This is a genomic window from Amycolatopsis orientalis DSM 40040 = KCTC 9412 (assembly GCF_000478275.1).
Classification (GTDB): domain Bacteria; phylum Actinomycetota; class Actinomycetes; order Mycobacteriales; family Pseudonocardiaceae; genus Amycolatopsis; species Amycolatopsis orientalis.
Window position 1 is genome coordinate 57,552 of record NZ_ASJB01000074.1, and the last position, 13,685, is coordinate 71,236.

The 13,685-nt window shown below is 69.1% G+C and carries 14 protein-coding genes; 9 read left to right on the forward strand and 5 right to left on the reverse strand.

Annotated elements, in window-relative coordinates; translation table 11 throughout:
* Positions 1-14 precede the first annotated feature (14 nt).
* From L324_RS26640 to L324_RS26660, 5 genes are read left to right on the forward strand one after another with little or no spacing between them, the layout of a single operon-like run.
* Complete coding sequence (locus tag L324_RS26640) at positions 15-1,664, forward strand: fatty acyl-AMP ligase (protein WP_037314379.1); 1,650 nt, start codon at positions 15-17, stop codon at positions 1,662-1,664.
* The gene (locus tag L324_RS26645) at positions 1,657-1,920 is read left to right on the forward strand and encodes an acyl carrier protein (protein WP_037314382.1); all 264 of its coding nucleotides are present in this window, start codon (positions 1,657-1,659) and stop codon (positions 1,918-1,920) included. Before L324_RS26640 ends, L324_RS26645 begins: the two co-directional genes overlap by 8 nt.
* 5 nt (positions 1,921-1,925) lie before the next feature.
* Positions 1,926-2,237 carry a hypothetical protein gene (locus tag L324_RS26650; RefSeq protein WP_037314384.1) on the forward strand — a complete coding sequence of 104 codons (312 nt, stop codon included), beginning with the start codon at positions 1,926-1,928 and terminating at the stop codon, positions 2,235-2,237.
* A complete protein-coding gene (locus L324_RS26655; protein WP_037314387.1) occupies positions 2,237-5,176 on the forward strand; it encodes a WXG100 family type VII secretion target in 2,940 nt (979 codons plus the stop codon). The genes L324_RS26650 and L324_RS26655 overlap by 1 nt, the downstream gene beginning before the upstream one ends.
* 20 nt (positions 5,177-5,196) lie before the next feature.
* Entirely contained in the window at positions 5,197-5,595 is a 399-nt protein-coding gene (locus L324_RS26660; protein ID WP_037314390.1) for a hypothetical protein, read from the forward strand.
* Between the two features lie 22 nt (positions 5,596-5,617).
* Here L324_RS26660 and L324_RS42865 read toward each other — a convergent pair whose 3' ends face one another.
* A complete protein-coding gene (locus L324_RS42865) occupies positions 5,618-5,761 on the reverse strand; it encodes a hypothetical protein (RefSeq protein WP_161780885.1) in 144 nt (47 codons plus the stop codon).
* A 183-nt stretch (positions 5,762-5,944) separates the two neighbouring features.
* Between L324_RS42865 and L324_RS26665 the strand changes: the two genes are divergently transcribed.
* Positions 5,945-6,820 (forward strand): manganese catalase, encoded by an 876-nt coding sequence (locus tag L324_RS26665; RefSeq protein WP_037314499.1) that lies wholly within the window; start codon positions 5,945-5,947, stop codon positions 6,818-6,820.
* 66 nt (positions 6,821-6,886) lie between these two features.
* Here L324_RS26665 and L324_RS26670 read toward each other — a convergent pair whose 3' ends face one another.
* A complete protein-coding gene (locus tag L324_RS26670) occupies positions 6,887-7,711 on the reverse strand; it encodes an arylamine N-acetyltransferase family protein (RefSeq protein WP_037314393.1) in 825 nt (274 codons plus the stop codon).
* A 74-nt stretch (positions 7,712-7,785) separates the two neighbouring features.
* Here L324_RS26670 and L324_RS26675 point away from each other — a divergent pair, with 74 nt between their 5' ends.
* Positions 7,786-8,385 (forward strand): TetR/AcrR family transcriptional regulator, encoded by a 600-nt coding sequence (locus L324_RS26675; RefSeq protein ID WP_037314396.1) that lies wholly within the window; start codon positions 7,786-7,788, stop codon positions 8,383-8,385.
* Between the two features lie 296 nt (positions 8,386-8,681).
* On the opposite strand, the gene L324_RS26680 is transcribed toward L324_RS26675, so the two are convergent.
* Both L324_RS26680 and L324_RS26685 read right to left on the reverse strand, forming a co-directional pair.
* The gene (locus L324_RS26680) at positions 8,682-9,740 is read right to left on the reverse strand and encodes a hypothetical protein (RefSeq protein WP_037314399.1); all 1,059 of its coding nucleotides are present in this window, start codon (positions 9,738-9,740) and stop codon (positions 8,682-8,684) included.
* 149 nt (positions 9,741-9,889) lie between these two features.
* Positions 9,890-10,813, reverse strand: coding sequence for a LysR family transcriptional regulator (locus L324_RS26685; protein WP_037314403.1), 924 nt, complete (start codon positions 10,811-10,813; stop codon positions 9,890-9,892).
* Between the two features lie 72 nt (positions 10,814-10,885).
* On the opposite strand from L324_RS26685, the gene L324_RS26690 reads away from it, so the two are divergent.
* Positions 10,886-11,803 carry a DMT family transporter gene (locus tag L324_RS26690; protein WP_051174115.1) on the forward strand — a complete coding sequence of 306 codons (918 nt, stop codon included), beginning with the start codon at positions 10,886-10,888 and terminating at the stop codon, positions 11,801-11,803.
* Here the strand turns inward: L324_RS26690 and L324_RS26695 are convergent.
* A complete protein-coding gene (locus tag L324_RS26695; protein WP_037314407.1) occupies positions 11,791-12,681 on the reverse strand; it encodes a LysR family transcriptional regulator in 891 nt (296 codons plus the stop codon). The two genes, L324_RS26690 and L324_RS26695, sit on opposite strands and share 13 nt — an antisense overlap.
* A gap of 100 nt (positions 12,682-12,781) precedes the next feature.
* Between L324_RS26695 and L324_RS26700 the strand changes: the two genes are divergently transcribed.
* The gene (locus L324_RS26700; protein WP_037314410.1) at positions 12,782-13,660 is read left to right on the forward strand and encodes an NAD(P)H-binding protein; all 879 of its coding nucleotides are present in this window, start codon (positions 12,782-12,784) and stop codon (positions 13,658-13,660) included.
* Positions 13,661-13,685: the final 25 nt, after the last annotated feature.

Here is a 13,685-nt window from a genome sequence, read left to right on the forward strand (position 1 = left end):
GTAGGTTGCCGATCATGACCGCGTCGCCGGTGGATGTTCCGGAACAGGTGCTGCGCACCTCGATCATCGAGCGGCTGTTCACCCGCGCCGCCGACCCCCGTCCCTTGTTCACGCATCAGGACCACAGCGCGGGCGTGGACCACACGGTCACCTGGACGGAGTTCGTCTCCCGGGTGCGGGAAGTCGCGGGAACGCTGCGCGGGATCACGCGGCCGGGCGATCGCGTCGCGGTGCTCACCGGTCAGGACCTGAACTATCCGCTCGCCTTCTACGGGGCGCTCGCGGCCGGTCTGGTGGCCGTGCCGTTGATGGCGCCGGGCAGCCCCGCTCAGCGAGGCAGGCTCACCGGGGTGCTGGAGGACTGCGATGCCCGGGTGTGGCTGACGTCTTCGGCCGCCGCGGCGAAAACACGGGAAGCCGGGACGCCCGAACACCTCGTCGTGGTCGACGAGCTTTCCGGGCCGGGCGCGGATCCGCTCCCGGTCACGCCCGGGAGTCCCGCCTATCTCCAGTACACGTCCGGTTCGACGCGGGAGCCCGCCGGTGCGGTGATCCCGCACCGCGCGGTCGTCGCGGCCTGCTGGCAGGCGAGCCGGGCCTACGCCGTCGACGAGGGAACGACCTGCGCCGGCTGGATCCCGTTCTTCCATGACATGGGCCTGATCCAGTTGCTGTGCCTGCCGGTCTTCGCCGGCGCGCGGTCGGTGTTCATGGCGCCCGCCGAATTCGTGCACAAGCCCGCACGATGGCTGCGTCAGCTGGCGGATCATCCGGCCGTGTTCACCGCCGCGCCGAACTTCGCCTTCGACCTCGCCGCCGACGCCGCCGGAGAGGCCGGGGACGACCTCGATCTTTCGGATGTGCGTATCGCGCTCAACGGCAGTGAGCCGGTCCGGCCGCGCACGATCGCGCGGTTCCAGGAGGTCTTCGGCCCGCGTGGGTTCCGGCCCGAAGCCCACCGGCCGTCCTACGGCCTGGCCGAGGCGACCGTGTACGTGGCGAGCGCGGACGAGGAGGGGCCCCGGAGCGCGGTGTTCGACCGCGAAGCCCTCGCGCAGGGCCGGGCGGTGGAGGTGCCGGACGGCACGGAACTCGTTTCGGTCGGCCGTCCCCTCGGACAGCGGGTCAGGATCGTCCGCGACGGGGTGGCGATGCCGGACGGCCAGGCCGGGGAGATCTGGATCCACGGCCCGAACGTCGCGGCGGGTTACTGGGGCCGCGGTGACGCCGCCGCGTTCGGCGGCGGACTCGACGGTGTCCGCGGCTGGCTGCGCACCGGCGATTTGGGCCTCTTCCATCGCGGCGACCTCTACATCACCGGCAGGCTCAAGGATCTCATCGTCATCGACGGCCGCAATTTCCATCCTCAGGACATCGAAGCGGTGGCCGCCGAAGCGCATCCGGCGATCCGTCGCGACCGCGTCGCCGCTTTCGGCGTGGCGGACGAAATGGGCGAAGGGGCAATGGTGGTAGCCGAATGGGCAAAGAACGCCGAAGCCGATGTCAAAGAAGTCGCCAGAGTGGTATTGCGGGCGGTGTCACGCGAACATGATCTGACGTTGCGATCGGTCCGTATGGTTCCCTCCGGTGACCTTCCGCGCACTTCCAGTGGCAAGGTCGCGCGGGCGGCGGCCAAGGCGCGTTATAGTCGGCGCCGTGGGTGATCACCGCGCGGATGTCGCGAACGTCGTCAGCGAGACTTTTCGGCTTGATCCAGCCGAAATCGAGCTGGACGCACCGCTCGAAGAGCTGGGAATCGACTCCAAAGGACGGATAAAACTCCTTTCGGCGCTGGAGATCTACCACGACGTGAAGATCGATCTGGACCAGCTCGACCGGTTCACCGACATCGGGTCGGTGGCCGAAGTACTCGCCGAGGCACTCGGCGACAAGGCCGGCGTATCCGACGAAAGGCGCTGAAAAGAATGAGCGGGGGCTTCACCGCGGCGACCGATGCGCTTTCATCGGCGTCGAAGAACGTCGGGAAACTGACGGATCGGTTGCTGGAGGACAACCCCGATCTGTCGAGTACTCCGGTGAACGCGGCCGGTTTCGGCCAGGCGCACGGCGATCACGCGAAGAAGTACACCGATGGTGTGGCGGCGTTGTGGGCCGCGGTCAACGGCTACAAGTCCACCCTCGCCACGTTCGGCACGAATCTCGGTACGGCGGGCACCACCTACGGCGCCAACGAGGACGAGCAGAAGAACAAGATCACCAAGACGGGGATGCGCTAGTGGCCACCACGACCACCTGGACCGACGTCAAGGCCGTCCTCGACGACCCGAGTGTGCCCGCCGAGCAGAAGAACCGGCTCATCAGTACGTGGATGCGGACGCATCCGGCGCCGCCGCCGTTCATGGCGGATCAGGAACCGGAGGAGATCAAGCAGAAGCGCAAGGAAGCCGAGAAGTACGCGGCTTCCTACAACGCCATGCCGATGCTGGCCTCCGGCGATCTCGACGAGGTCTTCAAAGGCGCGAAGGCGGCCGGCGAGCAGGCCAATTACAACCAGAAGCAAGAGACGAAGGCCGTCACCGAAGGCAACAAGAAGCTGGACGGCACGAAGGAACCCACCGCGGAGGGCGCCGGGACCAAGACGTCGGACGAGATCTTCGACGCCGCCGCGCCGGCGCTCAAGGTGTTCCAGACCTTCGGTTCGCTGCTGGCGAAGCTCCCGGAAGACTGCCGGGGGACCACCCGCGCGCTCGACTTCGAGAAGGACATCAAGAAGCCGTTCGACGAGCAGCGCGGCATCAACTTCAAGAACTTCGTCGACGACGCCGCCCACTTCAAGACCGGCTCGACGACCGTCGACAGGACGATCCAGGACACCGGCTCCGAGCTGAACACCCTTTACGGGACCTGGACCGGTAAGGCCGCGGACGCCTCTTCGGAGAACTACAACGAGAAGATCCTGCCGAAGGCGAAGAAACTCGCGGAGACGCTGAACCACGCGAGTGAGGCGACGCTGAGCACCACCGCCACGGTGTTCAAGCTGTGCAAGGGCAAGGCCGACGCGATCATCGACATGTACAAAGAGGTGGTCGGGCGCGCGGACTTCCCGATGGCGCAGAAGGTGATCGCCATCGCCGCCGGGGAGAAGAGCGGCAAGGAGGACCTCGGCGCGATCGCGGGCTGGATGGACGTCAACTTCGGCTCCAACCTGGTCCAGCAGCTGAACAACGACGGCTGCTGCGACGACGACGAGTTCAAGAAGGCCGGCCAGAACCTCGCCAAGCAGTGGGTGCAGAAGCAGTTCGTCCCGGAGATGTGGGACATCATCTACCAGGGATTCGAGAAGACCTGTAAGGAAACCAAGGAGTTCGTCGACCAGGCCTACGCCGAGCTCGACAAGGTGATGGGCAAGGTCAAGAACGAGTTCGAAGGCGCGGACAAGCCGGGCGGCTCCGGCGCGGGCGGACAGGGCGGTGGCCCTGGCGGCGGACCGGGCGGTGGACCAGGCGGAAGTGGTGCCCCGGACTTCACCGGTGGTTCCGGCGGCGGCCCCGGTGGTTCCGGTAATGGGGGATCCGGCGGCGGCCCTGGCGGTTCGGGCCACGGAGGATCCGGCGGAGGCCCGAACGGCTCCGGCAGCGGTGGTCCCGGCGGCTCGGGCCCCGGCGGCACCGATCCGTCAGGCCAGCAGAAACCTCCTCCGCCGATCCCGAACGTCTCCATCCCCGATGGCGGCTCGGGCGGGGGAGCACCCGGCGGTTCCGGTGGCCCTGGCCCCGACGAGGACAAGGACAAGACCTCGCCCTCGGGCTCGGTCCCGCCGCCGTCCTCCGGTGACGAGCAGAAGGCGGCCGCCGAAGAGGCGAAGAAACAAGCCGCCGCGGCGGCCGAAAACGCGAAGAAACAGGCTTCCGAGGCACTGGGCAAGATGGGCGACGGCCCTGCCGGCGGTGAACTCGGCGGCGGTGGTTCCGGTCCGGCGGGCGGTCCCGGTCCGGCGGGCGGTTCCGGTGGTGGCCCGGGGAGCACGGACGCCGCCGCCGAAGCCAAGGCGGCGAACGAGCGAGCCCAGGAAGAAGCGAAGAAGCAGGCATCCGAGGCACTCGGGAAGCTCGGCGACGCCCCGCTCGGTGGCACGGGTGACGATGCCCGTTCGGATGCCGCCGACGCGAAGGACGCCGCCGACAAGGCGACCGAGGACGCGAAGAAGAAGGCGTCCGACGCGCTGGACAAGATGGGCGACGGGCTGTCCGGGGAAGACGGCGACAAGCTGACCGGCGACAAACCCGGGGACGAACCTGGAGACAAGCCCGGCGAAGACGGCGACAAGGCCGAAGACGGCGAGCGCGAAACCCTCAAGGTCAAGCAGGGCGACAAGACCTTCGAGATGACCGAGCCGGACAAAGACGGCGAGATGGAGATCAAGGTCGGCGACGGTTCCGGGCCGGCCAAGGACTTCAAGCTCGACTGGACCGGCGACGGTGAGGAATCCAAGCTGGGTTCCGCTCCCGGGGCGGACGACGGGCAACCGGGCAAGGACGGGGTCCACCGGCCCGGTCCGGACGGCAAGATCCACATTCAGGACGGCGACGTCAAGATCACCGCCGAACGTCCGGACGGTCCGAACGGCCCGACGGTCGTCACCGTCGACGACGGCACCGGCAAACCGACCACGTACACGCTCGGCGAAGAGAATTCCCGCGCGGACAAGGCGGCGCATCCGCTCACCCCGGTCACCGGCACGGTGCACCCCGAATCCCGTCCGGCGTTCACTCCGCATGGCGGTACAAGCCCTGAAGGCATCCCCGGTACCGGCGGTACCAGTGGCGGTGGAGGCGGTGGTGGCGGCTTCGGTGGTGGCGGCTCGGTGCCGCCGATTCCCCACGACATCGCGGCTTCCGCGACGGGTCAGCCGTCGTCGTTGTCCGAAGGGGTGCACACCGGCGGCGGGACGCATCAGCCGCAGCCCGTGGCTTCGGCCGCCCCGTCGGGCACGATGGGCGCGCCGGCGGGTCAGTCCTTCGGCGGCGGCGCGATGCCGCCGATGGGTGGCATGGGCGGCGGTGGCGCGGGCGGCGGAGCGGGCGGTGACCAGGAACGGTCGAACCGCGCGTACCGGATCGAGGGTGAGGTGTTCGACCAGATCAGCGAACCCACCGGCCGGATCACCGGTTCACTGCTGGACGACGAGGAACAGCCGGTCACCCGCAAGCGGTGAGCCACGGCAGGGGAGAACTTATGAGCGCCGACGAAACGTCCAGTATGAAGACGACCCTGGACGGCCTCGTCCGCGAGCAGGCGGAGCGCCGGGGACTGCGGGATCAGCGTGCGAAGGAGATCAAGGCCGGCGCGCAGGAATTCATGACCAAGCAGGTCCAAACGGCGCAGCGGTACGTCGAGCATCGGCGGGAACTGGGGCAGCGCAAGACGAAATCCGGCTGGAGCACCGACCGGACGCACGCGGAACCGGGGAACGGCTCGGCGTTCGAGGACGCGCCCGGCTTCGAAGCCCCGGCGTTCACCCCGGAGCCGTCCGTCCGCACGCCGCGGGACGCACCCCGTCGCGCTCCACGGCCCCGGCAGGCGCCGGTGGATGACGAGGACGACGCCTTCCTCAACAACCGTTGGCGCGACTGACCTTCCGGGCGGCTCGACGTCGTCAGACGGCGACGTCGAGCCGCAGCACGAGCGGGAGTGAGAGCACCGAATCCAGTGACATGGCCACGGTGTGGGTCTTGAACGTGCTTTGGTGCTCTCCCTGCCGCAGTGATCGAGCGATCGAGATGGCGGTGGCCGGGAGCATCGGGGCGCCCGGCAGGGCAAGGACGGCCCTTGTGCACGCGCGCGGTGCTGGACGGATGGAGTGACGATCTCTTCGCGGCCGCAGGTGTGAAGGGGCAGGGCCGGGGTACCCGGCGAAATGTTCGCCTGGTTCCGGGCTGGAGAAAGCCGTTCCGGAGTCATGCAGAGGCGGCTGACCCGACCCTTGTTCCGCCATACCAAGCTCCTGCAATTCGAAGCCAAGCCCGAAAAGCCCGACCCCGTCTACGCCCGCAAGCTCCAGGAACTGATCGGCGGCGCGTACGGCGAGATGACCGTGACCATGCAATATCTGTTCCAGGGCTGGAATTGCCGGATCGAGGGCAAGTACAAGGACCTGATCATGGACACGGCCACCGAGGAGATCGGGCACGTGGAGATGCTCGCGACGATGGTCGCCCGGTTGCTGGAAGGAGCGCCCGCGACCGAGACGGCCGAGGCGGCCAAGGATCCGGTGATGGCGGCCGTCCTCGGCGGGATGGATCCGCAGCAGGCGATCGTCGCGGGCGGTGGCGCGCTGCCCAACAACAGCCAAGGGGTGCCGTGGAACGGTGGTTACATCGTGGCCAGCGGCAACCTGCTGGCCGATTTCCGGGCCAACGCCGCGGCCGAGGCGCAGGGCAGGCTGCAGACCGCGCGTCTCTACAACATGACCGACGATCCCGGCGTGAAGGCGATGCTGCAGTTCAACCTCGCTCGTGACACCGTGCACCAGAAGCAGTGGCTGGCCGCCATCGAAGAACTCGAGGCGGACGGCCTGGAAGGCGCCATCGCGCCGACCGCCTTGTTCGACGAAGAGAACCAGGACCACAACAACACCGTCTGGCGCCTCTCCGATGGCTCGGATGGAAGCAAGGGCGGCTGGAGCTTCGGCGGCGAAGGGATCGAATACCTGACCGATCCCGAACCGCTCGGTGGCCCGGGCACCGCGCCGAAGCCCGACCCGGCCCTCTTCGGCACTTACGCGCCGATCCAGGACGCCGTCGGCACGGTCAAGGGCAAGGCCAAGGAGGCGAAGTCCAAGGCCACCAGGAAGCGCTAGCCGGCTTGGAGTCGAGCGGTCCGCTCCCCGGCCTCGTCGTGGGTTCGACACGGCGAAGCCGGGGACTCAAGCCCTCGCTTGCATGGCGAGCCAGGTTTCGTGCTGCCCTTCCGTCTTGGCCCAGAGAGCCGCCAGGTCATCGGCGCCGATATCCGCCAGCGGGACACGGAATTCCTTCAGTGTCTCGTTGAATTCGTCTAAAGTGGACAGTGTGTGGCGGACGGTGCCGCCGAGTCCGCCGCGCGTGACCGTCCGCGCGCGAAGGGCCAGTTCGTGGCCATCGCGATGATGTTGTGCCACAAGTACTCTGACGAACGGGGAATCCGGCGACGTCAGCCAGGCCTGGTCGGCGAACTCGGCTAGTTCGCGAGGCTCGGTACGGAAATCCCAGGAGGCGACCGTGCCGGCCGGATGGTGGTGCACCCGCCAGGTGCCGGTGTCGAGGCGTTCCATCCGGTAGGGAAGCTTTCCTTGCCAGTGCGTGCCTTCCCGCAATGGTAGCGGTTCGAGGAACGCGTCCCCGATCCCGGTGTCGGCGAGCCACTGCTCGCCCTCGACGTCGACCACCAGGGCGATGTGGTTGCCCCATTGATCTTCCCCGCGGGTCGCGCGCGAGACGGCGGCTTCCACGATCGTCACCGTGAAGCCCGCCGCCCGCAGCAGAAGGGAGAGCGCGCCGTTCATCTCATAGCAGAGCCCGCCGCGCCCGCGTCGCGTGAACTTGTCGAGTAGTGCTTCCGGGGTGAGCGGGGTCGGCCTGTCGAGCTGGATGTCGAGGTTCTCGTAGGGGATCCGCAGCCGCCACGCCCGATGCAGGTGCCGCAGCGTGGCCAGGTCCGGCCGGACGGGCTTGTGGTAGTCCAGTCGGTCGAGGAACGGGTCGATCGTCATGATGCTCCCATCGATTGATTGACTCTAAGTTTAGAGTAGCTCTAATTTTGAGTCGACTCCAGTATGCTGGACGAATGACCGAACCGGCGGGCTTGCGTGAGCGGAAGAAGTGGCGCACCAGGAAGGCGTTGATCGAGACGGCGTACCAGCTCTTCGAGCGGCAGGGCTACGACCGGACCACCACCGCCGAGATCGCCGCAGCCGCGGAGGTGTCCGCCGCGACGTTCTTCAATCACTTCGCGACGAAGGAGGATCTGCTCCTCACAGACGACGGTGAGCAGATCCTTCGTGCCGGGCTGGACGTGCTCGCGGCGCGCGAAGCGGGCGAGACGGCGGCTGGGCTACTGCGGCGCGCGATGCACCGGATGCTGGCCGCGGCGGGAACCGGAATCCGCGACCCGGCGGGCGAGCCGGAACGGATCCGGCTGGAGCTGATCACGTCGGTGCCGGCGCTGCGCGCGACGATGCTGCAGCGGGCCTTCGATGCTCAGCAGCGGCTTTCCGCCGCGCTGGGCGAGGCCTGCGACGGCGAACTTGACGAGATCGACGCGGCGGCCATCGTCGGTGCCGTCACGGGTGCCGTCTTCGCCGCCGGGCGAACGGCGGTGCGTAAGGGGGTTCCGCTCGACGAAGCGATGGGGCGGGCGATCGACCTCGCGACTGCTTGGAGGTGAAGGACGCTTTCCCCGCATGCGACGCGGGGAAAGCGTCCTTCGCCGCGTGAGACAACCAGTAGGAAAAGGCTCAGTGCGGGACCTCGCAGTTAGTCGACTACTTGCGAGGTCAGGCCCGGTCGTGCGGTGTTCCGTCCGGTCGTGTCGCTCTCACGACACTCGCCCTCCCAGCACCTCTGAACCTCAGGATGAACGAGGCTCATTGCAGGTAAGGCACCTCTTCGTCATGGCGCAGGCCGACGGTGAAGGAATCGGGACGTTGAGCGATGAGGGGAAAGTTCCCTTCAGCCCCCGGCTCACGACCGGTGCCAGGCGATCCCGCGGTAGGTGGAGCTGTCCGGGCAGATGCCGTAACCGATGATGAGATCGCCCGTCGCGTTGATGTGCTGGGCGACGATCGCCGTGAGACCGCGAGGCGACGGGAGCGGGATCGGTGTCGCGTCGGCGTCCCAGCGGACGGGCCGCACCGTGCCCCGTCCCGCCGACTCGCCGACGACGGTCCCGGCGTCGGCGATGTCGAAGCAGGTACTGGTGACGTCGAAGGGGAGGGGCGGGAGCACCGTGGGCCGTCCGGCGCGATCCCAGCGCGCGCAGGTGCCGTGCCGGCCCGGCGTCACGCCCCAGCCGATCGCGACGCCGTGCCGGGAGATCCGGACGACCTGTCCCGCCGTGAAGTCCGGCTCGCCGGTCAGCAGGGTGGTGCCACCGTCGCGGTCCCACACCACCCCGTCGCCGAGGATGGCGCCGGAGTCGGTGATCCCGCAGGCGGTCGCGCGCCGGGGCGGGGGCAGTTTGGCGATCTTCCCCGAGCTGGTCCAGCGCACGGCGGTGCGGGCGCCGGTGCCGTCCTTAGCGGATCCGACGACCTCGTCCAGCCCGTTCATGTCCTGGCCCTGGGTGTCGCCCGCGCCGGGCAGGGTGTCGAGTTCCACGGCCTCGCCGTCGGGTTCCCACCGCAGTGCCCGCCAGCGGTAACCGGGCCGCATCGCGTTGCCCAGTACCGACCCGCGGTCGTTCACCCGGCTCGCCGTACCGCAAACCATGCCCGAGGGGAGTTCGAGGTCGTGCACCCGGCCGTCGGGTCCCCAGCACACGGGCCGCAGGAACTCGCCGGTGTAGAGCGCGCCGACGACGACACCCGCGGCGTTGACATCGGTGGCGCGGCCGCCGGAATGACCGTCGAGGACAGTCAGGGGCGAGGGCCGGCCGTCGCGATCCCAGCGCACCGGTCGCGAACCCGATTCGCCCACGATCACCCCGGCGTCGTTCACGCGGTACGCGCTCGTGCCCTCACCGGCGGACAGCGGCCGCAGGTCGACCGCGGTGAAGCCGGGTCCTGGCGTCGGATCGGGCACGAGTGGGCAGCCTAGTGTGCAAGTCGCTTGCGGTGGGGAAAGTTGCACTGACCGGGTGACGCGAGTGTCCTCATCGGATCCGGACACCGCACTCCACATAGGACTCGCTGCTCGTGAGTGGTAATGACGGTTCTAACCCTCATTACCACTCACGACCCTTGGGCACCCCAGGTGCGGGCCGCCTCGACCAGCGCGGTGACGCATTCCGCGACGGCGGGCCGGGCCTCGCCTTGGGGCTGCACGGCGTAGAGCTGCCGGTGCAGCGGGGGATCGAGCGCGGTGCACACCACGGTCGGCGGCGCGATCGTGGTGGCCATACTCGGCACCAGCGTGACGGCGCCGAACCCGGCGACCACGGCGAACTGGGTGCCGAAACCGCTGACCGTATGCCGCACCGTCGGTTCGATGCCGCGTTCGCGCAGCGTCTGGCGGAGCCAGGCGTTCGCGCGGGTGGGGCGGGCCCAAGCGACCCAGATCTCGTCCGCCAGTTCTTCGGCCCGCACCGATTCCGCGGTGGCGAGGCGGTGCCCGGCTGGGAGCACGATCCTCGCCGAGTCGTCGCGCAGCACCGTCCAGCGGGTGTCCGGCGGCCTGGTGAGCGGCAGGTTCTCCCAGCTCTCGACGACCACGACGTCGAAGACGCCGTCGGCGAGCGCCGGCAGGGCCACTTCCGGTTCGACCTCGTGCAGCCGGGCCTCGATACCGGGGTGGCGGACCGCGAGGCCGGTGAGCGCGGGCGTGATGAACGTGTGCACCCCGGACGGGATGGCGCCGATCTCGACGACGCCGGTCGTCGCCCCGGTGAGGGAGTCCAGATCGGCGCGGGCGGCCCGGAGTTCGGCCAGTACCCGGTCCGAACGTTGAGCGAGCAGCAAACCCGCCGGGGTGAGCCGGACTCCCCGGCCATGCCGGATGAGGAGCCCGGTGCCCGCCTCCCGTTCCAGTTTGGTCAGCTGCTGGGAGATCGCCGACGGCGTCACGTGCAGGACCTCGGCCGCCGCGGCGAGCGATCCCCGTCGCCACACCGCGTGCAGCATCCGCAGTCGCTCCACATTGGACAGATCGCCACTCATTAGCCGAGCTTAACCCTCGCGGTAAGAGGATCTCGCTGGTCCTCCCTGCCGCCCTACGGTCGAATCGAAGCCATGTCCCACCGCGGAATCCTTACCGATCCCCGGGCGCAGGGCCTGCGCGGCGCCCTCGCCATCGCCCTGTCCGCCCCGCTCGTCGCGTTGTCCGGCGTGAGTTCGACGACGGCGACGTTCTTCCGCTGCCTGTTCGCCTTGCCGATCCTCGTGTTCCTGGCGCTGACCCGGGAACGCGGGCACCGGCCCGCCCCGGCGCATCTGCTCGCCGGTGTCCTGCTCGGGATCGACATGGTGCTGTGGAGCGAGGCGATCCTCGCCGTCGGCGCGGGGGTCGCCACGGCGCTGGTCAACGTCCAGGTCGTCCTGGTCCCGCTGGCCGGGCTGCTGTGGTTCGGCGAGCGGCCGTCGCGGTTCTTCTGGCTGTCGATCCCGCTCATGCTGGCGGGGACGGCCTTGGCCGGGGGACTCGCGGACGGCGGTGCCGCGGGCAGCGATCCCTGGTACGGCACGGTCATGGCGGTACTGGCGGGCGTCGCCTACGCCGGCTATCTGATCCTGTTGCGCCGCGCCGGGAACGAAGGCGGCGGACGCACCACGATGCTCGCCACGGCGACCGCGGCCTCCGCGAGTGTGGGCGGCGTTTCCGGTCTGGTGGCCGGAAATCTCGACGTCACGCCGCCCGTTCCGGCGCTGCTGTGGCTGCTCGTGCTGGCCGTGACCGGGCAGGTGCTCGGCTGGCTCCTCGTGGGGAAGGCCCTGTCGGCGCTGCCGTCGAGCGGCGGATCCGCCGTGCTCATGCTGCAACCCGCCGCCGCGATCCTGTTCGGAGCCGTTTTGCTCGGCCAGTGGCCGACCCCGCCGCAACTGGCGGGCTGCGCGCTCGTCGTCATCGCCGTGGGCGCGGTTTCGTTCCTGGGCGGGCGGTCGTCACGGAACCACGGGCACCGGCCGCTGAGCGGCGTTCAGCTCCGGTGACCGAGGGCGTAGGCGGTCGTCACCACCGTGGTCGCCGCGCGGACGAAGGCCGCGACGGCCGGTGACCGGGAATCCTGGGGCCACATCACGGCGAGCGTCGTGGGCTCCAGGTCGTCGACGGCCAGGTACGTGATGCCCGTGCGGCGGTAGCGATCCGCCACCGACACGGGCAGGAAACAGACGATCGTGCCCAGTTCGACGAGTTTGAAGATCTGCGTCAGGTCCGAGACGGGACCGTGTGCCGCCGCGGTGGCGGGCGGTCCGGTCGTCGGTCCCTGGTCGGCTGGAGCGCCGTCGGGGAGGACTCGCCCCGCCAGATCCGCCAGGCTCAGCCGCGACCTCGCCGCCAGCGGATCGTTCGCCGCCAGCGCCACCAGTCGGGGTTCGGTCAGCAACGGCTCGAAGTCCAGGCGGCGCGAGTCGAAAGGGGAAGGGACGAGCGCCACGTCCGCCCGGCCGTCCCGGAGTTGGCGAGGTTGTTCGCCCCGGCCGCCGAGGACCAGTTCGATCGGCAGGGCACCGTCTTCGGCTTCGTAGGCCTCGATGATCTTCGGGAGCAGACCGGCGTCGTGGTCGGCCTTCAGTGCCAGCCGCAGCCGGGGATCGGGACGGCCGGCCTGACGCGCTCGCCGTTCCGCCGCGGCGACGGCCTCCAGCGCGGTCCTGGCGTCCCGCAAGAACACCTCGCCCGCGCCCGTCAGCATGACCTGCCGGGTGGTGCGTTCGAAGAGCCGGACGTCCAGCCGTCGTTCCAGCTCCCGGATCGCCCTGGACAGGGGCGGTTGCGCCATCGAAAGCCGTTCGGCCGCCCGTCCGAAGTGGAGCTCCTCCGCGACCGCGACGAAGTACCTGAGCTGCCGCGTCTCCAGGTCACTCATATCCCCAGGGTATCAATGGCGACCGAGCCGGTCCTTCAGTCCGGCGGCCTTCCGGCCTTGACTGGGTGACGTCGAAATCCCCTATCACCTCGGAGTCTTCATGATCGTCGTCACCGCGCCGACCGGACAGATCGGCAGCCGGGTGCTCGGCACCCTGCTCGAAAGCGGCGAGCCGGTCCGCGTGATCGCCCGCGATCCCGCCCGCCTGCCCGATCACGTCCGCGAACGCGTCGAGGTCGTCAAGGGTTCACACGGCGACCCCGACGTTGTCGACGAAGCCTTCGCGAACGCGGACGCCGTGTTCTGGCTCGTCGCCGCGGATCCGCGCGCCGAGAGTCTCGAACCCGCCTTCGTCGACTTCACCCGTCCGGCCTGCGAGGCATTCAAGAAGCAAGGCGTGGCCAGGGTGGTCGGGGTCTCGGCCCTCGGCCGTGGCGTCGCGAAGAATGCCGGGCACGTTTCGGCGTCGCTGGCCATGGACGACCTGATCGCCGGGACGGGCGTGAGCTACCGGGCACTGACGATGCCCACCTTCATGGACAACCTGCTGTGGCAGGCCGAGTCGATCGCGAACGACGGCGTCTTCTTCGCGCCGATCTCGGGCGACCGCAAGGCACCGCTGTGCGCCACCCGCGACATCGCCGCGGCCGCCGCCCGGTTGCTGCGCGATCCGTCGTGGCACGGCGTGGCCGACGTGCCGGTGCTGGGCCCGGAAGACCTGTCGCAGAACGACCTCGCGGAGATCATGTCCGAGGTGCTCGGGCGGCCGGTCCGGTATCAGCGGGTGTCCCTGGACGCCGTCCGCGCGGCGCAGCTCGTGCGCGGATGGTCCGAAGCGATGGCGCGAGGAATGGCCGACATGATGGCCGCCAAGGAAGCGGGGCTCGACAACGTCGAACCGCGCACCGCGGAGGCCACCACGCCGACGACCTTCCGCCAGTGGTGCGAGGAGGTGCTGAAACCCTCTCGTGAGTGGTAATGACGGTTCTAACCGTCATTACCAC